This window comes from Micromonospora sp. DT62 (assembly GCF_049847285.1).
Lineage (GTDB): Bacteria > Actinomycetota > Actinomycetes > Mycobacteriales > Micromonosporaceae > Micromonospora > Micromonospora reichwaldensis.
On record NZ_JBNCOB010000003.1, the window covers coordinates 361,146 to 387,364 of the forward strand.

Below are 26,219 nucleotides of genomic sequence, written 5' to 3' on the forward strand. Positions count from 1 at the left end.
TGCCTGACCTGGTCGCGCGGGTCACCGCCTCCAGTCATGATCGTCTAGTCTGCGCGCGTCACCTCTCGCCGCCATCCTGGACGGTCACCTTGATCTGCAAGACCTGCGGGGACGCCACGTCCCCGGCCTTCAACGAGTGCCGGCGCTGCAACACTCCGCTGGGCCAACCGGCGGTCACTCCGGGAGTTCCCACGCATCCCCTGCGCCGCCTGGGCACGGCTGCCGCCATCGCCGTCGGTGCGGCCAGCCTGCTCTACCTGCCCAGCGGGCTGTTCCCCGTGTTCGGCGTCCAGCTGGCCCGCGCCGCCGCCGAACGCGGCGACCGCGATCTGCTACTCGGCGCGGTGGCCGCCGAGGTGCTGCTCACCCTGCTCCACCTGTCGGCGTTCCTGACCGCCGCGGTGCTACTGATCATCTGGACCTGGCGCGCGCGCAAGAACCTGGAGGCGTTCCCGGGGGCCCTGCCGACACTGAACTCCGGCTGGGCCATCGCCGGCTGGCTGGTCCCCCTCGCCAACTTCGTCGTGCCGGCCCGGGTGATCGCCAACGTCGCCCGCGACAGCCTCTGGCGACGTGCCACGCCAGCGCTGGTCGGGCTCTGGTGGGCCGCATGGCTGACGTTCAGCGTCGGAGACCGGATCCTGCTCCGCCTCGAGAACCAGCGGTACGACCGGCTGACCCCGTGGCCCCGCAGCGACACGGAGTTCGCGACGTACATCCGCTACTACCAGGACTCGCTCGGCCCCCGGCTGATCCCCACCGTCGCCTGCCTGGTCGCTGGCGCCTCGCTCATCGTGCTGATCCGCCGGATCACCGCCGCCCAGCAGGACCGCCTCGCGAAGACGACGCCGATCGGCGGGCTCGCGCCCGACGCACCCTACGCGGCACCTCGAAGCGCGCCCGGGCACCCGGCGGCCACGGCGGGCTCGATGCCGACGTAGCGACGACCGCAGCCGCACGACGACGCGCTGGGGCAGCCCGGTCACCATCGCGCTGGGCAGGCGCGGCAGCCCTTCTCGTCCGCGCGGTCATCGCGGCGGTTCTCGTCAGCGGCCTCGCCCGGCGGCGTCGTGGGCGGCCATGTCCTCCTGCCTGCGGGATTCCTCGCGCAGGACTGCGCAGTGCAGCCAGGTGTCCGGGATGCCGAACCCGTCCACGAGCGTCCGCATGTGCGGGCGCAGCTCCTTCAGCAGGCCGTTCACCACGCCGGTGATCGCCTTCGCGCGGGCCGGCGTGAGGCGGCCGTGCTCCAGGAACCATCCCTTGTGGGCCTCGATGACGCTGAGCGCGTACAGGTCGCAGACCCGGGAGAGCAGCGCCTGGACCTCTGGATCCGTCGCGTCCTCGATGCCGGCGACGAACGCCTCCAGGGTGACCCGGTCCACGTGCGCGGCGGCGACGGCGAGGACATGGTCCTGGACGTCGTTGAAGATGTCGAAGGGGCGGTCCTTCTTCGTCGCCGCGCCGTTGCGCAGGCGGCGGACCACGCCGTCGAGGAGGTGCCTCTCGCGGTCCTCGAAGACCTTGAGCTGCCAGCCGCGATCGGTGACGGCGACCTCCTCGTCGCGGCCGGGCACGGCGCTGATCAGCCGCTCGATGACCGACCGCGCGGCGGTGCGCTCGAGCACCATCTCGCGGACCTGTTCGGCGACGAAGGAGGCGCGCCCCCAGCCGTCCAACGAGCCGAACTCGTCCCGGTAGCCGGTGAGCAGCCCCTTGGCCACCAGCTGCAGCAGCACGGTGTTGTCGCCCTCGAACGTGGTGAAGACGTCGGTGTCGGCCTTGAGGGCGGGCAGCCGGTTCTCGGCCAGGTAGCCGGCGCCGCCGCACGCCTCGCGGCACATCTGGATGGTGCGGGTGGCGTGCCAGGTCTGTGCGGCCTTGAGACCGGCCGCCCGGGACTCCAGCTCCCGCTGCCGGTGCGCGTCGACCGGCCCGTCGCCGCCCTGCACCTCGTTCAGCGCGGCGACCAGCTCGGCCTGGGCGAAGTGCAGCGCGTACGTGGTGGCCAGGGCGGGCAGCAGCTTGCGCTGGTGGGCCAGGTAGTCGTTGAGCAGCACCTCCCGGTCCGCGTCGGGCGTGTCGAACTGGCGGCGGATGTCGCCGTAGCGCACCGCGATGGTCAGCGCCGACTTGGTCGCCGCCGACGCGGCGCCGCCCACGCTCACCCGGCCGCGGACCAGGGTGCCGAGCATGGTGAAGAAGCGCCGGGAGTCGTCCTCGATCGGGCTGGAGTACGTCCCGTCCTCCGCGACCTGACCGTACCGGTCCAGCAGCATGTCCCGCGGCACCCGCACGTGGTCGAAGCTGAGCCGCCCGTTGTCGACACCGAGCAGGCCGGCCTTGGGTCCGGCGTCGCCGATGGTCACGCCCGGCAGCGGGTTGCCCTGCGCGTCGCGGATCGGCACCAGCCACGCGTGCACACCGTGCCGCCGCCCCTCCGTGATCAGCTGCGCGAAAACCACGGCCATCCGCCCGTCCCGGGCCGCGTTGCCGATGTAGTCCTTGCGGGCCGCCTCGTGCGGGGTGTGCAGGTCGAAGGTCTGCGTCCGCGGGTCGTACGTGCAGGTGGTGCGCAGCTGCTGGACGTCCGAGCCGTGGCCGGTCTCGGTCATCGCGAAACAGCCGAGGATCTTGCCCGAGATGATGTCCCGCAGGTAGGCGTCGTGGTGCCGCCGGGTGCCGAGGGCGTCGACCGCGCCCCCGAACAGGCCCCACTGCACGCCCGCCTTGACCATCAGCGACAGGTCGACCTGCGCCAGCATCTCGCAGGCCACGATCGAACCGCCGACATCGGATCTGCCCCCGTACTCGGTGGGGAAGGCCGACGCGATGCCCAGCTTGACGGGGAGTTCGGCGATCAACCGGGTGATCCGCTCACGCGCCTGGTCACCGGTCTCGCCGTACACCGGGAGGAAGCGCGCGTCGAGCTGGTCCCGGTGCGCGTTGCGGACCTCGGCCCACGGCCCGTCGAGCAGTTCCCGCAGGGGGGTGACCTCGATGCGGCCGGACGCGTGATCGGACATGGTCACCCCTCGAAATAGCGGATATATGGTCACACTCCGTACCCGATCCAGGATACCGGCCGATCCCACCATCAAGATCTGGCAGGGACAGATCGCGGTGACCGCCCCGGAGAGCTGGGCCAACCGGCCGCCGCCCCTCGGCCAGCGGCCGGCGGTGCGCCGGGTACCCGACGAATCCGGTTGGCGACAGCCGAGGTCCCTTCACCCTCGCCGAGGGCTCTGACACTCTGCACCCGACAGGTAACCCTTCGGATTGGGCGGGTCGAGAGCGATGGCGAAGCGTTGGTTGGTCACGGGGTGTTCGAGCGGACTCGGTCAGGCCCTCGCGGCCCGGCTCGCCGCCGAGGGGGAGCAGGTGCTGGCGACGGCCCGGCGGCCGGAGACCCTCGGCGCGTTGGTGGCCCGGCATCCGGGCAACGTGGTGGCCGCCGCGCTGGACGTACGGGATCCGGCGCAGTGCGTGGCGGCGGTCGAGCGGGCGGTGGACGCCTTCGGCGGTGTCGACGTCCTGGTCAACAACGCCGCCTACGGCCAGTTCGGCACCTTCGAGGAGGTCTCCGACGCGGAACTCGCCGCGCAGTTCGACACCAACGTGTTCGGGCCGTGGCGGCTCACCCGGGCTGTGCTGCCGGTGTGGCGGGCGCAGCGCCACGGGCACGCGGTCTTCGTCAGCTCGGTCGCCGGCATGGTTCCCTTCCCCGGGCTGGCCGCGTACACGGCGAGCAAGTTCGCGGTGGAGGGAGCGGCCGAGTCGCTGGCCGCCGAGGCCGGGCACCTCGGGGTGAAGGTCACCATCCTCCAGCCGGGCGGCTTCGCCACCGGGTACAGCGGCAACCTGGTGATGCCGGAGCAACGGATCCCGGAGTACACGCCGGTCAGCGACGGCATGCTCGGCGCGCTGCGCAGCATGAACGCCAAGATCGAGGTGAACTCCCCCGGGCTCTTCGCGGACGTGGTCTGGCGGCTCAGTCAGCTGGAGTCGCCGCCGCTCCGGCTGCCGGTGGGCCCGGACTCGGAGACGTTCCTGGAGGCCGCCTACGACGCCCGACGCAGTGAGTACGACCAGGTCGTCAAGGCGGGTCATCACACCCTCGCGTGAGCCTCGCCCGGGCTCGGCCGGCACCAACGGCCGGCGGACGCGGCCGACCTCGACGACAGCTGACCCCCTCGCTGCGCCGCGGCGGGACACGTCGCACCGGGCCGGCACCACGGCGCCGGCCCGACACCACGCGACGTTCACCGACCCGCCGGTTCCGGGCGCTACCGGCCGCCCTCCGGGCTCGACAGGCACGGCTGGGCGTGCGCCAGGTCCCCGACCACAGGCTGCGCCCTCCGGTAGGCGGCGCAGTGCACCGCGCCCAGGTCGTTCAGCTCGCGCCGCCGGGCGGCGGGCAGGGACCGAGCCCCGTCCCGACGTAGCGCGAGCTCCGTCGCGGGCACGTGGGCCCGCAGCGCGCACTCGCCGTCGGCGGTGGCCACGGCGATCTCCCGGCGGCGCAGGGAGGCGGAGTCGCCGTCCTGCCGGTACGCACGCGACAGGTCCTCGGCCGCGCCCTCCGGGTCGGGGTACGGGTAGCCCGCTCCGGCCATGCACGAGAGCCACCGGGCGCGGGCCCGTGCCAGCTCCGGTGCCTTTCCGACCTGTTCCCTGAGGGCGTTGTCCAGGACCTGGGGGACGCCGTCGACGCGGGCCCACCGCCGGGCGTCGCCGTACAGGGCGGCCCGGCTCTCGGCCACGCACCCGACCGTCGGGTAGGACAGGACGCTGCCGTTGGGCAGCTCCAGCTTCTCGTACCGCCGGGTGTCGCCGAACAGGGCGAACTGGAACGCCGGCTGCCGGTCGTTCGGACCCGCCCTCGGGGGCCTCGACGCCTCCGCCAGCCCGAAACCCTTCGCGCGGCGCCGGGGCAGGTCGACCGCACGCTCCTCGTCCGACCCGTCGACCGGTGGCGGGGTGACCGGCCAGTAGACCTGCCCACGCGCGGCCATGCACCGCTCGACCAGCTTCTCCTCGGCCAGCTCCAGCACCCGCCTGCGGGCGGGATGGCCGCCGGAGCCGGTCAGCAGGTCCAGCGCGTCGACGCCGAGCGCGGACTCCTGGCGGCCGGTGGTGCCCGCCTGCGGGGTGCAGGCACTCCCGCAGACGAGCACCAGGAGACCGACGGCCACGGAGAGCGTCCGGGACGTCGAGCGTCGGATCGTCAGCACCACTTGTGCGAGCTGATCTTGTCGTTGGGGCTGGTCCCGTCGCTCCACCTGTCGTACGCCAGGTTGGCGAGGTAGCTGCCGCGCGGCAGCCGGTAGAAGAAGGCACCGGTGTAGTTGGTGCCGTCGTGGAAGGTGACGGCGCAGTTCTGCCCGTTGTTGAACACCGACGACACGCAGTTGCTCCAGGTGCCCGTCGGGCAGGTGCCGTGACCCCAGTTGCCGTAGTTGGCCTCGTTGTTCTGCCACTTCCCCGGGCCGTCGTTGAAGTCGGCGGCGGCCCACACGCAGACGGAACCCGACGGGCAGCCGGCGTACCTGTCCCCCGCGGACGCGGGCTCCACCAGGCACACCAGCGCCAGCACGAATCCCGCCGCCGCCGCCGCGCACCGCCGCAGCACGTTTTTCATGATCTTCCTCTTCTCTGCCCCTGATCGGTCGACCGGATGCGGTCGACATCTGTCGCATCAGCGTCGGCGGTGGCGTGGGGTCGACGGCTTGTGAAATTCTTGTGCATCGATGCGGGCGACCGGTGGGCGACGATCGTGATGCCGCTTTTGGGGGATTCGTGGCCGACTTTCGCGTACTGGGGCCGGTGGAGATCTGGGCGGACGACCGGCGACTGCCGGCCGGACAGCCGAGGCAGCGCGCCGTGCTGGCGGCGTTGCTCGTGGACGCCGGACGGTCGGTGACGCCGCAGACCCTGTTGGACCGGGTGTGGGGGGACAGCCCGCCACGGGGCGCACGTCAGTCGCTGCACGCACACGTCACCCGGATCCGGCAGGCCCTGCACCTCGTGGACGTCGGTGAGCCGCCCGCGCTGGTGTGGCGGCCGGGCGGATACGTGCTCGAGGTCGCCGCCGACCGGGTGGACGTACACCGGTTCCGCAGCCTGCTCGCCCAGGCCAAGGAGCCGGCGTGCCCGGACGCCCGGCGGGCGTCGTTGCTGCGGGAGGCGCTCGCACTGTGGCGGGGCGAACCGCTGGCGGGACTGTCGGGGTCCTGGGCCGCGCGGACCAGGGAGAGCTGGCGGCAGCACTACCCGGAAGCCGTCGTCACCTGGGCGTACGCCGAGTTGCGGGTGGCGAACCCGGAACCGGTGATCAGTCGGCTCACCGAACTGGTGGGTGACTATCCGCTCGTGGAGTCGGTGACCGCGGCGCTGATGCGCGCCCTCTACGCCGTGGGCCGGGGAGCCGACGCCCTCGTGCAGTACGCGGTCGTCCGTCGGCGGCTCGCCGAGGAACTCGGTGTCGATCCGGGGCCCGAACTCCGGACGCTGCACCAGGCGATCCTGCGCGACGACCTGGACGCGCCGCACGGCCGGCACCCGGCGTCGGTGACCGTTGCGCACCCGACGCCGGCCCAACTGCCTCCCGACACCCCGGGATTCGTGGGTCGGGCGGAGCACCTCGCCCGCCTCGACGCGCACCTGCCGGGGCAGCAGCCCGCCGCGGCGTCCACGATCGTCACCGTCTCGGGTACCGCGGGGGTCGGCAAGACCGCGCTGGTCGTGCACTGGGCGCACCGCGTCGCCGGGCGGTTCCCCGACGGAAACCTGTACGTGAACCTGCGCGGCTTCGAGCCCACCGGCGAGGCGACGGCTCCCGCGGAGGCCGTCCGCGATCTCCTCGACGCCCTCGGCGTGACCGCCGACCGGATGCCACCGCAGCCGGAGGCGCAGGCGGCGTTGTACCGCACGCTGCTGGCCGGCAGACGGATGCTCGTCCTGCTGGACAACGCCCGCAATGCCGAACAGGTCCGCCCGCTGCTGCCCGGGGCGGCCACGTGCCTGGTGGTGGTGACCAGCCGCGACGCGCTGGTCGGTCTGGTCGCCGCCGAGGGCGCCACGCCGCTGCGGCTGGACCTGTTGGACCGTGGTGAGGCGCGGAGCCTGCTGTCCGGCCGGCTCGGACGGCACCGGCTGTCGGCCGAGCCCGCGGCCGCCGACGAGATCGTCGACCTGTGCGCCCGGCTTCCCCTGGCGCTGTCCGTCGTGGCCGCCCACGCCGTGATGCGGCCCGACGTCGCCCTGTCGGTGCTGACCGGCGAGCTGCGTGAGGCACGCGGCGGCCTCGACGCCTTCGCCCCGAACGACCCGACCACCAACCTGCGGAGTATCTTCTCCTGCTCCTACCGGGCGCTCGGCGGCGAGGCCGCGCGGACCTTCCGGCTGATCGGGTCGCACCCCGGCACCGACATCACCGTGCCGAGCGCGGCAAGCATGAGCGGCGTGCCGGTGCGGCAGGCGCGGGCCCTGCTCACCGAACTGACCGACAACCACCTGCTCGCCGAGCACACCGCCGGCCGGTACGCCGCGCACGACCTGCTCCGCGCCTACGCCGCCGAACTGGCGGACAGCCTCGACGGCCGGTCGGAACGGGACGACGCGACGCACCGGGTCCTCGACCACTACCTGCACACCGCACACGCCGCCGCCCGGATGCTGGAGCCCCACCGGGAGCCGCTCACGCTCGCCGCGCCTCGTTCCGGCGTCACGCCCACGGCCTTCGCCACCGCCGCCGAGGCACTGGCCTGGTTCGTGGCCGAGCGTTCCGCCCTGGTCGCCAGCGTCCGGCTGGCCGCCGCCACCCGGCACACCGCCCACGCCTGGCGGCTGGCCTGGATCCTCAACACCTTCTTCAGCCGGCAGGGCTACTGGCACGACCAGGCGGCCGTCCAGCACACCGCGCTGAGCGCGGCGCGCGACGCCGGCGACAAGGACGGACAGGCACACCTGCACCGGGGCCTCGCCCGGGCCTACTTCCGGCTGGGTCGCCACGACGAGGCGCACACCCACCTGCGGGTGGCCCTCACCCTCTGCGAGGAACTCGGCGACCCGGTGGCGGAGGCGCGCGTCCACGGCGGCCTCGGCTTCATCCTCAACCAGCGCGGCCGTCACCGCGAGTCGCTACCGCACCTCCGGCGGGCGCTCGGGCTGTACGCCAGGGCCGGGCACCCGGACGGGTACGCGGAATCGCTCAACGCGCTCGGCTGGAGCCACGCGCTGCTCGGCAACCACCACCAGACCCTCGTCTACTGCCACCAGGCCCTGACGCTGATGGGCCGGCTCGGCGACTGCCACGGCCAAGCCAACGTCTGGGACAGCCTCGGCTACGCCCACCACCACCTCGGGCACCACGGCAGGGCCATCGAGTGCTACCGGCAGGCTCTCCAACTCTTCCAGCACACGGGCGAGCGGTACCTGCGGGCCGAGACCCTCGTCCGACTCGGCGACGCCCTGCTGGCCGCGGAGGAGCCGGGACGAGCCAACGCCGCCTGGGCCGACGCCCTGTGCGTCCTGTCCGACCTCGGTCACCCCGACATCGACCTCGTCCGCGCCCGACTCCGCTCGGTCCCCGAGTTCCCGCAGCCGCCGACGCCGGCCAGCAGGCACCTGTCCGGAACGTGGCCGGACGAGGGCGCAGCGGGACGGTGATCCCCGCCGGGTGCGCCACCCGGCAGGGGCGAGGCGACGTCCGCGCGGGCCCCGGCCGGCACGACACGTGCGCGGTCGGTCGCGGAGCTGGCCGCCGGGGCCGGGCTGCTGGCGCCCGAGAATCGGCTGACCGTAGCGGTGGACGGCGTCGTGGCGCCGCGCCGCGTTCAGAACTGCCGCACGGCCAGCAGGCCGAGGGCGGCCACGAGCACGACGCCCGCCGTGACGGTGATCGTCCGGATCCGTACCCGCAGGTCGGCGTCCCACCTGTCGCCGGTGCCGGCGGCGCGGCGGGCCAGCGGGGTCATCGCGCGTCCGACACCGAATCCGATCCCGGCGAGCATCGCGACGTGCAGCCGCTGGCCGCCGAGGAGCAGAGCGACCGCCAGCACGTACGGAGCGCTCGCCGAGACGTAGGTGCGCACCCCGGTGCCCATCTCGAAGCCGAACTGCAGCGCCCCACGCCGCAGGCTGCGCTGGAGCACGTCCTGCGGCACCTGCCGGGCGTTCTGCGGCAGGCGGATCGGCACCAGACCCACCTCGCGGAGCAGCCCCAGCACCGCCACCGCCACGATGCCCGCGTACCGCCACGGGACGGGCAAGGGAGCGGACAGGCCGGAGAGCAACCCCAACACCGATCCGCTGAGCAGGCCGCCGACGATCAACCCCACGACGAACAGGGTGAGGACGACGCCCTGCCGATCTCGATCCCGCCACCCGGGCGAGGCCAGCGCGTGCGCGCTGTTGTGCGTTCAAACGGAACCGGAGAGCGTGTAACCCGCGAGCCCTCCGATCATCGCCCAGGTGAGTACGTGCCCGTACGCGGCGGCGGCGAGCGCACCGACGGCGAGCAGCAGCAGGGGTACGAGAGGGTCGCCGGCCCGGCGTAGTGCCGCCCGGGCGTGCCCGGGCAGCGTTCGGGTCATACGGCGGCGCCGGTCAGCGTCCGCCAGGAGTTGACCCCGACGACCCCGTCGACCGTGAGCCCGTTCTGCCGCTGGAAGTCGCGCGCCGCGCTGTCCGTCGCCGGGCCGAAGGACCCGTCGACCACCAGCGCGTAGCCGCGCCTGTTCAGCTGGCGCTGCACCGCGCTGACGGCGTGGCCGCTGTTCCCGGAGCGGACCGAGCTCACGAGCTTCGGCCAGGTGGTCGCGTCGACGACACCGGTGGCCCCGAGGCCGGCCGCCGCCTGGAAGCTCTTCACCTTCGCCTCCGTGTCGCCACCGAAGATCCCGTCGATCTCGGTCGCGTACCCACGGGCGGTCAGCAGGTGCTGCACGGTGTAGACGTTCACCCCGGTGTTGCTCCGCTGGGTGGTGGGCCAGCTGGGCGTGCCCAGGCATCCGCACCTGGTGTTCCAGCGGCAGATCGACTTCACCCAGCCCGAGCTGGTCTTCTTGTAGCCGTCGTGGCACCGGCGTTCGACCGAGCAGGCGCAGGCGCCGCACGCCCCGTTGTAGGCCCACAGCCAGCCGTCGTAGGTGCCGCCGTAGCACTGGTTCGGCCGCAGGATCCAGGTGACGCCGTCGTTCTTGTGGAATCCGACGTACGTCCCGCTGGTGTTGCAGGAGTCGGCGAAGATCGTGCTCGGGCCGCACCCCGGTGAGCAGTTGTGGTCGCTGGCGTACGTCGGGCACCCGGCATAGATCGTGTAGCCGTCGGCGTACGCACGGCGGGCCGCCGGGAACACGCTGAGCGCGGCCATACCCACCGCGGTGCCCGCCCGGAGCAGGGTGCGTCGCGACAGCGCCCATCCCGCGCGCCCGCGGCCGCCCGGCTGCACCGGCACCCGCCGGACGGCGGCCCCGGTCCCGGGGTCGTCCCCGCGCAACCAGGGCACCGTGTCGATACCGGTCATGCCCGATCTCCCTGATTCGTGGCGACCGCCGGTGCGGGGCCGCCGGCTGGGCTGTCGACTTCGTCGAGCAGGCGGTGCAGTGCCGCCCGGGAGCCGATCGGCTCGGCGCGGAGCACCCGCCCGGCCGCGTCGACGACGGTGGCGAACGGCGTGGCGAGGGCGTCGTACCGCTCGAACAGTTCCGCCTGCCCGCCGAGCACGGTGATCGGCAGCTCCGCCGCCCGCGCCGGGGGGTCCTCCCGGTAGAGGACCCGGAACTCCAGGCCGGGGCGGGCGTGCTCGCCCGCCTCGGCCAGCACCTCGGTGCACGTCCCGCAGTCGGGCTCCAGGAAGAGCAGCACCAGCGGAACCGTCGGGGCCGCCGGCGCCAGCCGGGCGAATCCGGGGGCCGGTGCGCCGGGCCGCAGCCCGACCGACTCGGGACGGCGCTGGACCGCCCCGCTCGACAGCGCGTGCACCTGGCGTACGAGGCCCGAGACCGTGAAGGCCAGCAGGAGTATCGCGATCCAGCTCAGGATCAGTGCGCTGGTCTGGAAGCTCATCCGGCAAGGCCTCCCTCTGTCGTGCCGATGGACCGGCGGGTCGTGGGCCGCCCGGCTGTCGCCGTCGCCGGCTCGTACATCGCGGCGGGCAGGTGCCACAGCAGCGTGGTGAACGTGGCGGAGGCCAGCAGCACGACGGCGAGTGCGGCGTCGGCCCGGTCCGGCGCGACGATCGAGTCGGACAGGAACAGCGCGAGCAGTGCCAGCCCGGCGAGGATCGCCGCCCGTGCCACCACCCAACCGGTCATCGGCAGTTCCACCCGGGAGCATCCGCACGACCCGGCGCGCCCGGTCGACCGCACGTACAGGCCGTAGCCGGCGTAGAGGGCGAGTAGCGCGCCGCTGCCGACGAGGACGGCGACGAGCAGGCGCTCGCCGGCGGGGTGGAGCAGCGCCGCGATCCCGGCGCCGGCGAGCAGTCCTTCGCCGGCGATGGCGACGACGGCGACCACGACCGGAGCCGGAAGCACCCGGTGCGCGGCCAGGGCCCGGGCGAGCGCCGCTGGCCGTGACAGGTGCTCGGCGGTGCTGACGAGCAGGGTGAACAGAACGGTGTACGTGGCCACGCCGGCCAGCAGCCCGGACATCCCGACCTACCGGACCGTCTGGACGCGGAGCCGGTCGACCAGGGTGGGCACCTGCTCCACGGCCGTGTCGCCGAACGGCACCAGGCTGAGCCAGGCGTCCGCCGCGGCCAGTACGAAGTAGGGCTGCCCGTCGGGCAGGACGTCCCGGAAGAGCTCGCCCGCCCGCGTCTGCAGGCCGCGCCAGGAGGGCAGCTGTCCGGCGCGCTGCTTGGTGAGCGGTGCGATCTCCAGCAGGCCGAGCCCGGGAATCTCCTTGAGGACGGTGGCGGGTTCGGCGAACTCGGCCCCGGTCTTGGAGGTCGGGCGCAGGGCCAGCCCGTCGTCGTGCTCCTCGACGCGCAGGGTCCGCAACGCCCCGAGCAGATCGGTGGTCGACGCGCCGTACATCTCGGTGAAGAAGCAGTGTCGTCTTCCCCGCCAGACCGCCACGAGCCGCTCCTCGGCCAGCTGGATCTGCGGGTCGTAGGACCGGATGCGCGCGGTCGCCAGCGTGCCGCCCTGGTAGGTGAGTTCCTCGTCGAACGTCTCGACGCCGAGCGTGCGGGCCACGTCGTCCGCGAGCCCGACCGCGCCGGCCGTGAACTCGTGCAGTCGGCCGCCGATCGTCACGTCGGCCACGGAGGTGAACGGTGCGCTCAGGTCGAGTGAGCCATCGAGCATGAACCGACCCTGGTCGATCGCCCGATGCGTCACCGGCGCCCCACTGGCTGCCATGCGCCCGCCCTTCGTCCGGGTCCGGAACTTACCAACGGCACGGTATACGGGTCTGTAAATATATGACAAGGTCGATTGCCGTCACGGGATGGTGACAGTCCCGGCCCGGCGCGCCGACGCTGCGGACGCGCGCCGCCCGGCCCGAGCGGTACGGGCCAGGGAAGACGCCGACCGGCCGGTAGGGTTTCCGCGTGGATCTGGACGACACCGCCGCCCGGCTCGGCGTACCCGTCGAGGACATCGACCGCCTGCACCGGCTCGCCGGCGACCGGCCGTCGGCCCCGCTGCCCGCCAGGGCCGACGCGCCCGCGCTCCTCGACCGGCTCGCGGTGCGGCCGGACGATGCCGCCGAGATCATGGCGGGCTGGCCCGATCCCGACTCGCCGCTGTGGACTCCGGAGCTGCGCTGGCTGCTCGACCGGTCGATCGCCCTGGTCCGCGCCGACCTCGGGGGCCACGGCTGGCTGCCGCCCGGTCCGGCGCTGCCGCGCGAGCGGGGCCCCGCCTGGCGGCATCTCTACGTGTACGCGTACCTGGCCCTGGTCGACGTCGTCAGGGGGTACCACCGCGAGCACGGCATCGCCGGCGTCGTCTCGTGGGCGACCCTCGCGGACCTGGGCCGCAACCTCGCGATCGACCGGCGGATGCGCCGCGAGGGCTGGCCGGTCATGCAGAGCTGGCTGACGCTGCACGCCCGCGGCGGCCTCTACGAGCTGGGCCGGCTGCAACACCAGCGCGGCGACACCACCATCGCCCTGCACATCCCCGAGTCGGGGCCGCTGACCCCGGAGTCGGTCACGGCGTCGCTCGACGAGGCCCGGGCGTTCTTCCCGCGCCACTTCCCCGACGAGCGCTACACGGCGTTCTCCTGCGGCTCGTGGCTGCTGGATCCGCAGCTGCTGGAGTACCTGCCCGAGGGCTCCCACATCGCCCGGTTCCAGCGGAGGTTCGCGCTGGAGCCCCACGAGGATCCGGATCCCGAGGGGCTGGACGCCGACGTCGAGGTGCTGCGGCTCGTGTTCCGCACCCTGACCACGCCGCTCGACGAGCTGCCGCGCCGCACCGTGCTCCAGCGCGCGGTCGTCGACCACCTGAAGGCCGGCCGCCACTGGCGGTGGCGCCGCGGCCGCTTCCCGTTCTAGCCACACCTGTCGGCCGGATCGGCGGCCTGAGAACAGCAGCGGGGCCGCCGGTGTCCGGCGGCCCCGCTGCTGTGGCGCCTGTCAGACGATCTCCACTCCGTAGACGCTCAGCGCCTCGGTGACCGGCTGGAAGTAGGTGGTTCCGCCGGAGGAGCAGTTGCCGCTGCCGCCCGAGGTCAGGCCCAGGGCGGTACTTCCGCTGAAGAGCGCGCCGCCGCTGTCGCCCGGCTCGGCGCAGACCGTGGTGCGGATCAGCCCGCTGACGCTGCCCTCGGCGTAGTTCACCGTGGCGTCGGTCGCCTCGACCGCGCCGCCGTGCAGGCCGGTGGTGCTGCCGGAGCGCTGCACCGACTGCCCGACGAAGGCGTCGGCCGCGCCGGTGATGTCGCGGGTGGTGCCGTCGTAGAGGTAGACGCTGCCGTCGGCGGCGGCCGGGTTGGTGTGCTGCACGATGCCGTAGTCGTTACCGGGGAAGCTGCCGGTGCCGCCGGTGCCGAGCAGGTTGCCCTGCCCGGAGTCGGCGTACCAGTTGGCGGTGATGTCGGTGCAGTGCCCGGCGGTGAGGAAGTAGTGGGTGTCGCCACTGCGGACGTTGAAGCCGAGCGAGCAGCGGCCGCCGCCCTCGGCGTAGATGGCCTCGCCACCGGCGGCCCGGGTGCTGAGGGTGCCGGCCTCCCGCTGGATGCGGACGGTGCCGTCGAGCCGCTCCGCGACGGCCTCGACGCGGTCCAGCTTCGCGCCGGTCACCGTGCTGTCGACGGAGACCACGACCTGGTTGGTCGCCGGGTCGGTCCACCAGGCGGTGCCGGGCACCCGCGCGGCGCTGTCCAGCGCGGCGGTGGCCCGGGCGAGGTCCTTCGCACCTCGGGCGACGAGCTTCGGGGTCGCGCCGGCCGCGCGGACCTTGCGGGCAGCGGCGTCGTCGGTCACGGTGACGACCATGGCGCCGTCGGCCCCGGCGTACGCCCCGCCGGAGCGGTCGCCGAGTGCGGCGGCGAGCGCGGTGGCCTGGTCGGGGGAAGCGGGCGTCGCGGGTGCTGCCTGAGCGGGACTGCTGGTCAACGTGCCGACGACCAGCGCGCCGGCCACCGAGAGTGCGGTGACGCGGCGCAGCGAAGACCCGGAGTGTCGCATGTGGTACCTCCATGGAGCTGAGCACGGGCTGCCTGTCAGGTAGCCCCGGGCACCCGATCGGTTGGTGAGGCTCACCCGACCGGAGGCGTTCGATCTATTCATAGGTCTCGTATTGATTGCAAGAGTGATGGTTGGCCTGACTCGGCCGCTTCTCATACCTTGGGTCCGGAGAGCCCGACGAGTGGCGCCTGCGGCGATTAGTCGCTATTCGCCGCGACGTGGCAGGTCAGCAAGCCCGGCCCGCGACCCACCGGTCGGCTCCCGCCACCCACCACGACCGGATGGCGGGACACGGCCGCAACATCGAAAAAACCGGTGCCGGCCCGACGGCCGTCGGGCCGGCACCGCGCGCCGAGCCCACCCCTCAGTTCCACCCGATCGCCACATCGAGTCGATCTGCACCTATCCCTAGACATCGATGTAGTGCTATTAATCGTTCACCAACCGGTGGACCTTGGAGGGGTACATGACCAGATCCCGAACGCTGAGCCTGCTCGCAGGCGTCCTCTCCGCGACACTCGCGGTAGTGGGGCTGGCCAGCCCGGCGCAGGCCGCCGGCCACCACTACGTGGCGCTCGGCGACTCGTACGCCTCAGGTGTCGGCGCCGGCAGCTACACCACGGAGAGCGGCGCCTGCAAGCGCAGCACCAAGGCGTTCTCCGCTCTCTGGGCGACGGCCAACGCGCCGGCCTCCTACAAGTCGGTGGCCTGCGGGGGCGCGAAGACGACCGACGTGATCAACTCCCAGGTCGCCGCGCTCAGCGCACAGACCACCCTGGTCAGCATCACCATCGGCGGCAACGACGCCGGGTTCGGCACCATCATGAGCACCTGCGCCCTCCAGGGCTCCAGCGCCTGCATCGCCGCGGTGGACGCGGCCCAGGTGCAGGCCCGGGCGAACCTCCCCGGCCTGCTCGACCGGGCCTACGCCGCGATCCGCAGCAAGGCCCCGAACGCGAAGGTCGTGGTGCTGAGCTACCCGGTCTTCTACCAGCTCGGCACGGTCTGCCTCGGCATCGGCGAGGCGGCCCGCGCGAAGGTCAACGAAGGCATCAACCTGGCCGACAGCCTGATCGCCGCCGCCGCGGCCCGCGCCGGATTCACCTTCGCGGACGTACGCGGCATCTTCGTCGGACACCAGATCTGCAGCGGCAACAAGTGGATCCACTCCGTCGACATCCTGAACCTGTCGAACTCGTACCACCCGATGGCGACCGGGCAGTCCCTCGGCTACCTCCCGGTGTTCACCCAGGCGGTCGGCCAGTCCGCCACCGCCAAGAAGGCCGCCGCCAAGGCGTAGCCGCGAGGTCTCCGGTTCGGGCCTGTTCCCGCCGAACAGCCCCTACCGGAGACCTCGCCCCATCCCGACGTCCGGATGCCCCCACCTGGCTGGCCTCGTCCTTCGACGTCGGAAGGCAATCCGCTCAGCCGACCCTCGTCAGCCAGCGGTCGAGCCGCAGCAGCACGACGAGGACGGCGGCGCCGAGCACGGCGAGTCCCAGCCCGGCGAGGGTGTCGCGCGGTTCGGGAAAGGTGAGGTCGGCGACCTGCCGCAAGCCGGGCAGCACGGCCACGGCCGCGAAGCAGCCGGCCATCACCGCCAACAGGCCAAGTCGCCACCGGGTGTACGGCCGGGCGATGACGACGAGTGCCGCGAACGCGACGAGGAACAGGGTGAGCGTGGCGGTGGAGCGGTCCGCCCGCAGGCTCGACGCCGTGTTCGACCGCGCGACGGCGTACGCGGCGAACGTCGTGGAAGCGGCTACGGCACCGGCGGGAACGGCGAACCGCAGGACGCGGGGAACGAAACCCGGTCGCGCCCGTCCGCTGTTCGGGGCGAGCGCGAGGAAGAAGCCGGGCACGCCGATCGTCAGGGTCCCGACGAGGGTGATGTGCCGGGGCAGGAACGGAAACGGCACCTGGACGATGCCTACGAGCAGTGCGAGCAGCGCCGCGTACACGGTCTTGGTGAGGAACAGGTTCGCGACATGCTCGATGTTGGCCAGCACCCGGCGTCCCTCGGCGAGCACGTGCGGCAGCGCGGTGAAGTTGTCGCCGAGGAGGACCACCTGGGCGACCGCCCGGGTGGCAGGACTACCGGAGCCCATGGCGACGCCCAGGTCGGAGTCCTTGAGCGCGAGCGCGTCGTTGACCCCGTCGCCCGTCATCGCCACGGTGCGACCCCGCGCGTGCAGGGCGGCCACGAACTCCCGCTTCCGTTGCGGGGTCGCCCGGCCGAAGACGGTGTGGCCGGCGACGGCGTCGGCGAGCGCGTCCGGCTCCTGCGGCAGCGAGCGCGCGTCGGCTGAAGCATCAGCTGACCGGATGCCGACCTGCCGCGCGATCGCGCCCACCGCGGCCGGATCGTCGCCGGAGATCACCTTCACGTCGACGCCCTGCGCGGCGAAGTACCGGATCATGTCCGGGGCGTCGGCCCGTATCCGCTGTTCGAGAATGACGAGGGCGGCGGTCCTGCGGTCGCGGCTGGTCAGCGTGGCCGACCGCACGAGGGCCAGTACCCGTCGACCCGTCGCAGCGAGTTCCTGGGCCTCGCGTCGGGCCGGGTCGTCGTCGGGCAGCAGCACGTCGGGCGCACCGACGAGCCAGGTGCCGTGCTCCGGAAAGGACGCGCCCGAGAACTTGCGTGCCGAGGAGAACGGCACGGTCTCGTCCGCGTGCCAGCCGTCGGCGGAGAGGCTGTCTGCGATGGCCCGCATGGTCTGGTTCGGCTTCGCCTCCGCGCGGGCGAGCGCCGCGAGCGCCGCCCGCGCGACACCGGGGGAAACGCCGTCGTACGGCCGCACCTCGCGCAAGGCCATGCCGGGCTCGGTGAGCGTGCCGGTCTTGTCGATGCAGAGCGTGTCGACGCGGGCCAGCACCTCCACCGCCGGCAGTTCCTGCACGAGGCACCGGCGCCGGCCGAGCCGGATCACTCCCACCGCGAAGGCGACACTCGTCATCAGCACGAGCCCTTCGGGGATCATCGGCACGACCCCCGCGACGCTGCCCACCACGGCGTCGGAGACGCTGGCCCCGCTGGTGAACAGCCGCACGACCAGCAGCCCGCCGATCGGCACGATGATCCAGGTGACCAGCCGGAGCAACCGGTTGATGGCCGTCATGAGTTCGGAGTCCGTCAACTCGAAGCGGCTGGCCTCGGCGGCGAGCCGAGCCGCGTACGCCTTCTCGCCGACCCCGGTCGCCGCGAGCAGGCAGCTGCCCGCGGCCACGAAGGTGCCCGACCGGACCTTGTCGCCGCGCCGCTTCCCGACCGGATCCGCCTCGCCGGTCAACAACGACTCGTCGATCTCGACCCCGTCGGCCTCCCGGACCACCCCGTCCACCGGCACCTTCTCTCCGGGCCCCAGCAGCACGAGGTCGTCGACGACCACCTCACCCGGCCGGATCGAAACCTCACGGCCGTCCCGCAGGACACGCACCGGCGCCTCGGTGAGCAGGGTGAGCCGGTCCAGGGTCCGCTTCGCCCGCAGTTCCTGGATCACACCGACTGCGCTGTTGACCACGATCACCGAGCCGAAGAGCGCGTCGATCGGCTGGCCGAAGACCAGGATCAGACCGCAGAGCACCGCGATGATCGCGTTGAATCGGGTCAGCAGATTGGCGCGCAGGATCTGTCCGAACGTGCGGCTGCTCCGGCGGGCGGTCGTGTTGACCGAGCCCTTCGCGACCCGCTCAGCAACCTGCGCACTCGTCAGCCCCTGGTGCACGTGTCACGCCCCACGTCAGGCCACCATTCCTGTTTCGGCGCATGAGCCGAGGCGTGCGCCCTCGACGACATCCGATGGCACGACCAACGAGCCCGACCCGGATCCGGATACGTGATCGTGCTTTGCGGATCCGCCGACCCGGCATACCATGTCGGACATGTACGGACGATCCGCCCGAGCGATCATGCCCTCGCCTGCCCTCACCGCCGGGTAGCAGTGGCGGAGACGGGCGAGGACCAGGAGCCGCCGGTGTCCTCCGGCGACAGAGCCGACCGGCAGGACATCCGCCTTGCCGTGGTGATGACTGGTGGAGTCAGCCTGGCGGTGTGGATCAGCGGCGTCACCCTCGAGGTCTCCCGCCTGGCCGCGGCACGCACGGACCCGGAGTCGCCGTACGCGTCGCTGCTGGATCTGCTCCGGGCGGACGTTCGCGTCGACGTCATCTCGGGCACCTCGGCGGGCGGTCTCAACGGCGCCTTCCTCGCGCTGGGCCTGGCCAGGGGCGGGGACCTGTCCGTCATGCGGGACCTGTGGCACGAGCACGGCAGCCTGGACCGGTTGTTGCGCGACCCGTTGACGCGCCGTCCGAGGTCCTTGCTGAAGGGGGACGACTACTTCCTTCCGAAGGTGCGGGACGCGCTGGAGAAGGTCATCTCGACCGGAGCGCCGTCGGGCCGGACCGACGATGAACGGGTGCCGATCGAGCTGGTGCTGACCGGGACGCTCTGGCAGGGCAGGTCCACGACGTTCACCGACGACCTGGGTGTCGGGATCACCGAGACCGATCACGACGCCACCTTCCGGTTCGCCGACCTCCGGGCCGGCTACCGTGACGGCCGACCGGTCAGTGGTGACCTCGCCGCCGACGCCGTCCTCGACGAGTTGGCCGCCGCCGCGCGGTGCACGTCGTCGTTCCCGGCTGCGTTCGAGCCGCACTTCGTACGGGTGCGCCCCGGAGATCCCGGCAGCGACCTGCGGTGGGAATCCGCGGCGGGTCGGTCGAACTTCCGCGACGCGCAGCACGTGGTGGACGGCGGAGTGCTGCTCAACAAGCCGATCCGCCCAGCCCTGGAGGCGGTGTACCGGCAGACCGCCGGCTTCCAGGTGCGCCGGGTTCTCGCGTACGTCGCCCCGGATCCGGGCGAGCAGCTCTGCCCCTCCCCCGCGGCCGACTCGCCGGCCGCCCCGCACGCGGACGCCGCCGGAGCGGGGATGCCGCTCCCGTCGGCCCGCGAGGTGCTGCTCGGAGTCCTCACCCGACTACGGGCCACCGACTCCGTCTCCCGGGAACTCACCGAGATCCGCAGCCGCAACACCACCGTGCGGATGCGCCGCCGGGCCCGGGACCGGTTCGCGACGGCGATGATCGGCGTCGCCGAGCAGCTTTCCGACGGGGCGTGGCCGGCGTACCTGGAGGTGCGCGTCGAGAACGCGGCCACCACGATCGCTCCCCTACTGGCGATCGGGCAGCGCGGCCGACCCGCCGAGCAGTGGAGCGGGCACGAACTGCTCGCCGCGCTTCGGCGGCAACGGATGGCGTTCGTCCCCGAGGGCCCCCTCGCGGAAGCGCTCGGGAGAACCGGAGCCGGCTGGGACTGGGGGCAGACCACCGTCCAGCGCCTGGCGGACATGACCGTCGACCTGCTCAAACGATCGGTGTGGCTGGCCCACCTCGGTACGCCGGAGCGAACGAGGATCGTGCGTTGCCGCGAACAGGCAGCCGCCACCCTGGAGGAGATCCACGCAGACCGCAACGACCTCAACCGCTACTGGTCCACCGCACCAACGGGACCGGCGCGGTACGGCATCGATCCGATGCCCAGGCGCCGGGGCTCGCTGAACCGGACGGCCGACAATCTGCCCGACCTCGAACGCTGGCTCGCCGCGGCGTTGGCGGCGTGGGACGCCCTGCCCGTCCCCGGTGACGGCGTGCGCCGAGCCCGACTCCACCGGCAGGCCCTCGAACTGGCCCGGAGCCTTCGCGAGGTCGCCCCCGCCCTGCGGACGGTCAGCGAGGCAGGCAACGACGTGCTCGATCCGGATGGCGAGTGGACGGAGCGGCTCGCCGCGCTCCACCGGTTCCTCGTCCCGATGCGGCCCGCCGACGAGACCGTCCTGCGGAACATGTTGCGGCTTGACGTCGTACAGCTCGCCTTCACCAGCGCCAGTCAGGACCCGGAGCAGGAGGTGGAGCTCGCCAAGGTCTCCTCGCTGCACCCGGACCTGCTGACCGGCATCCAGCTGCACCACTTCGGCGCCTTCTACCGCGGCTCGTGGCGCCTCAACGACTGGTTGCACGGCCGCATGGACGCCGTCGAACAGCTCATCCGGATCCTGCTGGCGCCGGAGCGACTACGGCAGTGTCTGCTGGCACCCGGACCAGCGCCCTGCGCCGGGCCCCGGCCAGCCCAGGCCGAGGCGGTGGACCGGTTGATGGAGGCGTTCGAGCGGTGCGCGGTTCCCGACGGATCGCCGGACCGCGGGTGGCTGGCCGACCAGTGGGCGCGGGACCGCGCGGCGTGCGAACGCGAGGCGCAACAGATCCTCGGCGACCCCGACGCCCGATCGTTGAGCGCCTGCACCAGAGCCATCGCCCGACCGATCCAGACCTCGGTGCTCAGAGAGGACCTACCCGGCCTCGCCGCCGCGGTACGCGCCGAGGGCACCGATCGGGCCAGGACGAGCACCGCCTGGCTGGCGTCCTTCGACGCCGCCGACCGGAAGGCCGGCCGGGAGATGCCGGCCCAGGATCTGTGGCGGCTGTGGAACGAGGCAGCCCAGATCGGCGGCGAACGCATCGATGGTGACATCGGCAGCGACACCTTCGCCCGAACCACGTCGCACACCGCCACCGTCCTCGCCAACGTCGCCGGCGACACGGCGCGCACCAGGCCACTGGCCGTGGTGCTCTCCGCCTTCCGCGGCTACGCACTCGCCGTCTGGGCGATGGTCGCCCTGCTCACCCGCCGCAGCGCGATGGGCACGCGGGCAGTGGAGATCGCCGTCGCGGCCGGCGCCGTGCTGCTGGCCGTATCCCTGCTGGTGCCCGCAGTGCCGATCGCGCTGACCCTGCTCGCGGTCCTCCTGCTACTGGCCGGGTTCTCGGCCGCCGCCCTGCTCTCGCCCCGGACCAGGCCCGTCGGCCTGCGCCTGGTCGCAGCGGCGCTCGTCGCGCTGCTCGCGCTGGGCGGAATGCTCTGGTGGGACTGGTACCGCAACGGCACGGCGTTGATCTGGAGCCTCTCGATCAAGCTCGGGGTCACGCTCCTCATCGTCCTGCTCGGCTGGTGGGTCGCCCGCGCCCAGCCCCGGCGCTCCGACCGCCGCACGCGCAGGTAGGCCGGCGGCCGACGACCGGCTCCCATGCGGTACGCATCAGCACCACCTCCGGCAGCCGGGAAGTCGCCCACCACCGCATCGGTGGACCGGGACCTGCTGCTCGGGATGCCCGGCTTGTCATGTCAGAGGCGTTGGGCATAATCGATGGCTCGCAAGGCACCCGATCGAGAGGAAACGCATGAAGCGTAACGTTGTACGCGTGCTGGCGGTCATGGCCGTCGTCGCCGCGGGATCGGCGACGGTGTCCGCGCCGGCCGCCGCCAGCGACGGCCCTGGTGACATCTGCGTGACCAACCAGGCCACCTGGCTGCGCGACCAGCCCTGGGGCAACACGCTGCGCACCCTGAGCCCCGGGCGAGGCTTCCGCGTGCACTCGATGTACGGCGGCAGTGACATCCAGACCTGGTACTACGGCCACGGGGCCGAGGCGCCGGGGCAGGACGGCTGGATCCCGGCCGCCAACTGCAACTGGTAGACCGGAGCCGCTCCACCACCATGGCGCCGGCTCCGGCCGGCGCCATGGCCACTGCCGGACAGCGCGGCGTGAACGCCCGCGAGATCCAGCGGGTCACGTCGCGGTCTGCCACACGGCGTGCACGAGGTTGCCGGTCACGAGCTGCACGTAGCCGCCGCTGGCCGTCCCCGTCGGCACGTCGAAGAAGAGGCGGCCGTGCGACGCCTGACCGACCGTGGTGAAGTTCACGGACCTCAGTTGGGGCGAGGCGGCCTGATCGCTGACCTGTGCCGGATGCGTCGCCTTGGCGTTGTCCCGGAAGATGAAGTTCTCCGGCCCCCCGGTGACCGGTTTGCCGGCCTTCAGCAGCTTGATGTCCACCGTGACGACCAGGTACTCCCGGCCGGCGGCCCGCGGGGACAGATCCGCCCCGGTCACGGTCACGCTGGCCAGACCGTTCCCGAAGAGGTCGATCGCGGCCTCCTGGCCGAGCCGCAGGACGGGGACCGGCGGGGCGGCCGTCTCCTTCGGGACCGCCGTGGCCTCCGGGGCGCCCTGCGGGGTGGCCGGGTCGACGCACCCGCCGAGTGGGATGAGTGCCACGGCGAGCAGCAGGCGCAGGCAGGTTCTTCTCATGCGGATCGTCCCTCGTGATCGGGGCTCGGCGGGCGCACCGCACTGGTGCGCCCGCCTGACTCTGACGGCTCAGCTCAGCCCACACCGGTCCAGCCCGCGAACGGGGCGCCACCGTAGTGCAGGTTGTGCTTGTACACCTGATTGCTGAAGTTGCCGGACACGACCTTCTGCGTGCCGTTGACCACTCCGACGTAGACACCGACGTGGTCGGAGTCGATGGTCGGGTCACCGGAGGAGTTGTAGGTCACCGCGGCACCGGGGTAGATACCCGACGTGGTACCCGGGTGCCAGGTACCGAAGAACTTCCCGTACCGCGCGGTGGTGCCGGCCTCGGAGTCCAGGTTCTCCCAGGCGTAGACGCCGGCGTTCTTCCAGACGTACTTGACGAAGTCGGCGCACCAGGCCTGGCAACCCTTACCCCAGTGGTTCGAGTAGAAGTTGCAGTTGGAGCCCATCGGGGTCTCGAACTTGTGGTTGCTGTTGAGCTCGTCGTACGCGGCCTGTACGACCCGGTCACCCGTGGCGGTGTTGGCGCCGATTCTCAGAACGTTCTGATCGGCGCCACTCGACTCGTCGTTGACCGCCGGGGCGGCCAGCGCCGCGCTGGCGGGGGCCAGCGCGGTGAGGATCCCCATGGTGACCATGGCCCCCAGGGTCCGCTGTCGCACACTGTCAATCCGCATGTCCTACCTCCCTCTTTCTCTGTTGCCTGCCGGGTCCGAAAAGGAGTCCGTCACCCGCGACGTCCTCGGGATACAGCGCGCAGATGTACTTGTCCCAGAGGCGGCCCGCGTAGTAGTCGTGCTCACGCAGCACCCCCTCCACGTGGAACAGGTGGTTCTGCCCGCTCTGCACCTGTGGCCAGTTGATTCCTGGTATCTCCATGTAGATCTTGCTGAGGGGAAACGTGTGGAAGAGGTGCCGGGCGAACAGCGCCACCGCCTGAGCCGCCAGGCCGGTGCCGGTGACGGCAGGCTGGAACACGGCACCGATGTAGGTGTGTCGCAGACTCAGCTCGTCGCCGTAGGCCACGACCTGCCCGACCGGTTCGTCGTTCTCGATCCGGCGTACCACGAACTGCAGCAGCACCTGGTTCCACAACTCGGCGTTGAAACGCTCTATCGGTGGCACCGATCCCCGGTAGCGCCAGCGGAAACCCGTCTCCGGTCGCACGGCGAGTGCGTACAGGAAACCGACGTCGTCCGGGGTGACCGGCATCAGGCGGAACACCGGTGTCTCCAGGACCGGCACCAACGGGTCGGGCGGGGACGTCCGGGCAACCCGTGTGGGAAGCCCCGACATCCCGCCGCCACCGCCACCGATCTGGACGGAGAACCGGGGCGCCTTGTCCACGAGCGCCAGCAACTCGCCCACCGTCCTGGGCAGTCCCGGCTCGACGGCGATCCGGACGCCCCGGGTCTGCAGCCAGGTGAGCACGCGCATCTGGGCCAGGCTGTCGAGGGCCAACTCGTCGCGGAGCGAGACCCGGTCGGTGAGTGACTCCGCCGGCACGTCCAGCAGTGTCGCGAGTTCCGCGCGGGCGGGTACGACGTTGTCGCCTGTCGTCATCGGGCGCTCCTGTCTGCGAGGGATACGGCGGTCGCGGTGAGGTCGCCGGTCGTGTTGAGTCCACGGGTGTCGGGGTTGTCACCGGCCCAGGTGAGTCGACGGGTCCCGGTGAGATCACCGGCGAGGTAGCGGCGTCGGGTCTCGGCCCGGCGCAACTTTCCCGACGAGGTCCTCGGCAGGCCGCCGGGGCCCAGCGTCACCACCTCGGCCGGGGTCATGCCCACGTGCGCGGTGACGGCGACGGCCACCGACCGGCGGACGTCGGCACTACTGGCGAGCCGCGTCTCGACCGCCACGACGAGACGGTCGCCGTGGCGCGCCGGTACGCCGAACGCGGCGGCGCCGCCGGCCCGTACACCGGTCGCCTGCGCGGCAGCCGCCTCGACGTCCTGCGGATGGATGTTGCGTCCCGCGGCGAACAGCACATCCTTGGCCCGCCCGCAGACGACCACTTCCCCGTCCGCCAGGTAGCCCAGGTCCCCGGTCCGCAGCCAGGGCGACGGCCGGGGCGCCTCACCCCAGTAACCGCTGATCACGGACGGTCCGCACACCTCGATGTGCCCGACGGTCCGCTCGTCGACGGGCGTGCCGGAGGTGCGGTCCACCACCCGGACGGAGGTTCCCGGCACCGCCCGCCCGAGGCGGGTCAGGGTGTAGGCCCCCGGGGCGGGTACCGCTCGACCGTCCCGTTCGAGCAGGTCGCGGTCGACCTCGTCGACCTCGATACCCGTGCCGACGGTGGAGAAGCTGACCGCCAGCGTCGACTCGGCGAGACCGTACGCGGCGATCATCGCGTCCGGGTCGAGACCTCGGCGCGCGGCGGCGGCGAGGAAGCGCCGGGTCGTCACCGGGTCGATCGGTTCGGCGCCCGAGAAGACGTGGCGCAGCGAACCGAGGTCCGCCCCGGTACCCGCCTCAAGCAGTTGGGTCATCAGCCCGAAGGCGAAGTTGGGCGCGCCGGTGCAGGTCGCCCGGTGCCGGCTGATCAGCTCGAGCCAGCTGGCCGGTCGGACCGCGAAGGCCGTCGACGCCTGCAGGACCAGCGGGCACCCCCGTGACATCGGCAGGGCGAGGAAGCCGATGAGACCCATGTCGTGGAAGAGCGGAAGCCAGCTCAGCCATCTGGCGCACGTCGGGTCGAGGGCCTGCCCGCCCATGGCCGCCTCGATGGCGGCCAGGTTGGCGGCAAGATTGCGGTGGGTGATGGGTACGCCCCGCGGGTGGCTGGTCGAGCCGCTGGTGTACTGGAGTACGGCCAGGTCGTCCGGTCCGGGATGGACCACCTCCGCCGGTGGCGTCGCGTCGGCCGCGGTGACCAGCTCGGCCAGGGTCAGCACCTCGGTGCCGGACGGGCCGGCCAGCTCCGAAGGGACTTCGGTGGCTCCGTCGGACACCGCCGAGGGGTCGATGATCACCAGTGCCGGCCGGGCGTCGGCGAGGATCCGGCGCAGCTGGGCGAAGTGCGGCTGCCGCTCGGTACGGCCGGGCAGCGGCAGCACGGTAAAGGCGGCGCCGCGCAGCCACACCGCCCGCAGGGCCGCGACCAGGGCGGCCGTGGTGTCGCCGAGCAGGCTGACCCGGCTACCCGGGCCGATGCCCCGGGTGGCGAGGACGCCGGCCATTCGCCGAGCCTGGTCGTGCAGTTCGGCCCAGGTGTGACAGGTGTCGGACCGGGCGTCGATCCCGGTCACGGTGAGAGTGGCACGCGAGTCGGCGTTACCGACGAGCGCATCGACCACAGTGTTCATGTGTTCAGGATCGCCGGGGGGTTCATCGAAACCGCACGCGTTTCTTCATCGGCGGCTCCCGATCGCCTCGGCCGCCCTCGGCGGCTCCGGCGGGAGCG

At 72.4% G+C, this 26,219-nt stretch carries 22 protein-coding genes; 7 read left to right on the forward strand and 15 right to left on the reverse strand.

Annotated elements, in window-relative coordinates:
* Positions 1-89 precede the first annotated feature (89 nt).
* Positions 90-941, forward strand: coding sequence for a DUF4328 domain-containing protein (locus tag ACPXCB_RS07160; protein WP_425873300.1), 852 nt, complete (start codon positions 90-92; stop codon positions 939-941).
* A 105-nt stretch (positions 942-1,046) separates the two neighbouring features.
* Here the strand turns inward: ACPXCB_RS07160 and ACPXCB_RS07165 are convergent, their stop codons facing one another.
* Positions 1,047-3,026, reverse strand: coding sequence for an acyl-CoA dehydrogenase (locus ACPXCB_RS07165; protein ID WP_425873302.1), 1,980 nt, complete (start codon positions 3,024-3,026; stop codon positions 1,047-1,049).
* Between the two features lie 271 nt (positions 3,027-3,297).
* Between ACPXCB_RS07165 and ACPXCB_RS07170 the strand changes: the two genes are divergently transcribed.
* Positions 3,298-4,125 (forward strand): SDR family oxidoreductase, encoded by an 828-nt coding sequence (locus ACPXCB_RS07170; protein WP_425873304.1) that lies wholly within the window; start codon positions 3,298-3,300, stop codon positions 4,123-4,125.
* A 161-nt stretch (positions 4,126-4,286) separates the two neighbouring features.
* Here ACPXCB_RS07170 and ACPXCB_RS07175 read toward each other — a convergent pair whose 3' ends face one another.
* Both ACPXCB_RS07175 and ACPXCB_RS07180 read right to left on the reverse strand, forming a co-directional pair.
* Positions 4,287-5,237 (reverse strand): hypothetical protein, encoded by a 951-nt coding sequence (locus tag ACPXCB_RS07175; RefSeq protein WP_425873306.1) that lies wholly within the window; start codon positions 5,235-5,237, stop codon positions 4,287-4,289.
* A complete protein-coding gene (locus ACPXCB_RS07180) occupies positions 5,228-5,641 on the reverse strand; it encodes a peptidase inhibitor family I36 protein (RefSeq protein WP_425873308.1) in 414 nt (137 codons plus the stop codon). The genes ACPXCB_RS07175 and ACPXCB_RS07180 overlap by 10 nt, the downstream gene beginning before the upstream one ends.
* 158 nt (positions 5,642-5,799) lie before the next feature.
* Here ACPXCB_RS07180 and ACPXCB_RS07185 point away from each other — a divergent pair, with 158 nt between their 5' ends.
* Entirely contained in the window at positions 5,800-8,670 is a 2,871-nt protein-coding gene (locus ACPXCB_RS07185; protein WP_425873310.1) for a BTAD domain-containing putative transcriptional regulator, read from the forward strand.
* A gap of 167 nt (positions 8,671-8,837) precedes the next feature.
* On the opposite strand, the gene ACPXCB_RS07190 is transcribed toward ACPXCB_RS07185, so the two are convergent.
* The 6 genes from ACPXCB_RS07190 to ACPXCB_RS07215 form a co-directional block, all read right to left on the reverse strand.
* The gene (locus ACPXCB_RS07190) at positions 8,838-9,341 is read right to left on the reverse strand and encodes a hypothetical protein (protein ID WP_425873312.1); all 504 of its coding nucleotides are present in this window, start codon (positions 9,339-9,341) and stop codon (positions 8,838-8,840) included.
* Between the two features lie 81 nt (positions 9,342-9,422).
* A complete protein-coding gene (locus ACPXCB_RS07195) occupies positions 9,423-9,596 on the reverse strand; it encodes a hypothetical protein (protein ID WP_311412517.1) in 174 nt (57 codons plus the stop codon).
* Positions 9,593-10,528 (reverse strand): peptidoglycan-binding domain-containing protein, encoded by a 936-nt coding sequence (locus ACPXCB_RS07200; RefSeq protein WP_425873314.1) that lies wholly within the window; start codon positions 10,526-10,528, stop codon positions 9,593-9,595. Before ACPXCB_RS07200 ends, ACPXCB_RS07195 begins: the two co-directional genes overlap by 4 nt.
* Entirely contained in the window at positions 10,525-11,070 is a 546-nt protein-coding gene (locus ACPXCB_RS07205; RefSeq protein WP_425873316.1) for a hypothetical protein, read from the reverse strand. Before ACPXCB_RS07205 ends, ACPXCB_RS07200 begins: the two co-directional genes overlap by 4 nt.
* A complete protein-coding gene (locus ACPXCB_RS07210; RefSeq protein ID WP_425873318.1) occupies positions 11,067-11,657 on the reverse strand; it encodes a MauE/DoxX family redox-associated membrane protein in 591 nt (196 codons plus the stop codon). The genes ACPXCB_RS07205 and ACPXCB_RS07210 overlap by 4 nt, the downstream gene beginning before the upstream one ends.
* 6 nt (positions 11,658-11,663) lie before the next feature.
* A complete protein-coding gene (locus ACPXCB_RS07215) occupies positions 11,664-12,317 on the reverse strand; it encodes a hypothetical protein (RefSeq protein ID WP_425873320.1) in 654 nt (217 codons plus the stop codon).
* A 245-nt stretch (positions 12,318-12,562) separates the two neighbouring features.
* On the opposite strand from ACPXCB_RS07215, the gene ACPXCB_RS07220 reads away from it, so the two are divergent.
* Positions 12,563-13,513 carry an acyltransferase domain-containing protein gene (locus ACPXCB_RS07220; protein WP_425873322.1) on the forward strand — a complete coding sequence of 317 codons (951 nt, stop codon included), beginning with the start codon at positions 12,563-12,565 and terminating at the stop codon, positions 13,511-13,513.
* 81 nt (positions 13,514-13,594) lie between these two features.
* On the opposite strand, the gene ACPXCB_RS07225 is transcribed toward ACPXCB_RS07220, so the two are convergent.
* On the reverse strand, positions 13,595-14,647 hold the full coding sequence (locus ACPXCB_RS07225) for a S1 family peptidase (RefSeq protein WP_425873324.1): 1,053 nt from the start codon (positions 14,645-14,647) through the stop codon (positions 13,595-13,597).
* Between the two features lie 466 nt (positions 14,648-15,113).
* Here ACPXCB_RS07225 and ACPXCB_RS07230 point away from each other — a divergent pair, with 466 nt between their 5' ends.
* Positions 15,114-15,947, forward strand: a complete 834-nt coding sequence (locus ACPXCB_RS07230; RefSeq protein WP_425873326.1) for an SGNH/GDSL hydrolase family protein — start codon at positions 15,114-15,116, stop codon at positions 15,945-15,947.
* A gap of 124 nt (positions 15,948-16,071) precedes the next feature.
* Here ACPXCB_RS07230 and ACPXCB_RS07235 read toward each other — a convergent pair whose 3' ends face one another.
* Complete coding sequence (locus ACPXCB_RS07235) at positions 16,072-18,375, reverse strand: HAD-IC family P-type ATPase (RefSeq protein ID WP_425873328.1); 2,304 nt, start codon at positions 18,373-18,375, stop codon at positions 16,072-16,074.
* A 249-nt stretch (positions 18,376-18,624) separates the two neighbouring features.
* On the opposite strand from ACPXCB_RS07235, the gene ACPXCB_RS07240 reads away from it, so the two are divergent.
* Together ACPXCB_RS07240 and ACPXCB_RS07245 are read left to right on the forward strand one after the other, a co-directional pair.
* Positions 18,625-21,714: a patatin-like protein gene (locus ACPXCB_RS07240; RefSeq protein ID WP_425873330.1), complete on the forward strand. Its 3,090-nt coding sequence runs from the start codon at positions 18,625-18,627 to the stop codon at positions 21,712-21,714.
* Between the two features lie 178 nt (positions 21,715-21,892).
* Positions 21,893-22,189 carry a hypothetical protein gene (locus tag ACPXCB_RS07245; RefSeq protein WP_425873331.1) on the forward strand — a complete coding sequence of 99 codons (297 nt, stop codon included), beginning with the start codon at positions 21,893-21,895 and terminating at the stop codon, positions 22,187-22,189.
* A 93-nt stretch (positions 22,190-22,282) separates the two neighbouring features.
* Here ACPXCB_RS07245 and ACPXCB_RS07250 read toward each other — a convergent pair whose 3' ends face one another.
* The 4 genes from ACPXCB_RS07250 to ACPXCB_RS07265 all read right to left on the reverse strand — a co-directional run bounded on the left by ACPXCB_RS07250 (position 22,283) and on the right by ACPXCB_RS07265 (position 26,121).
* The gene (locus ACPXCB_RS07250) at positions 22,283-22,804 is read right to left on the reverse strand and encodes a hypothetical protein (RefSeq protein ID WP_425873333.1); all 522 of its coding nucleotides are present in this window, start codon (positions 22,802-22,804) and stop codon (positions 22,283-22,285) included.
* Positions 22,805-22,878: 74 nt separating this feature from the next.
* Positions 22,879-23,487 carry a hypothetical protein gene (locus tag ACPXCB_RS07255; RefSeq protein ID WP_425873335.1) on the reverse strand — a complete coding sequence of 203 codons (609 nt, stop codon included), beginning with the start codon at positions 23,485-23,487 and terminating at the stop codon, positions 22,879-22,881.
* On the reverse strand, positions 23,477-24,373 hold the full coding sequence (locus tag ACPXCB_RS07260) for a GNAT family N-acetyltransferase (protein ID WP_425873337.1): 897 nt from the start codon (positions 24,371-24,373) through the stop codon (positions 23,477-23,479). The genes ACPXCB_RS07255 and ACPXCB_RS07260 overlap by 11 nt, the downstream gene beginning before the upstream one ends.
* Positions 24,370-26,121: an AMP-binding protein gene (locus ACPXCB_RS07265; RefSeq protein WP_425873338.1), complete on the reverse strand. Its 1,752-nt coding sequence runs from the start codon at positions 26,119-26,121 to the stop codon at positions 24,370-24,372. Before ACPXCB_RS07265 ends, ACPXCB_RS07260 begins: the two co-directional genes overlap by 4 nt.
* Between the last annotated feature and the right edge of the window lie 98 nt (positions 26,122-26,219).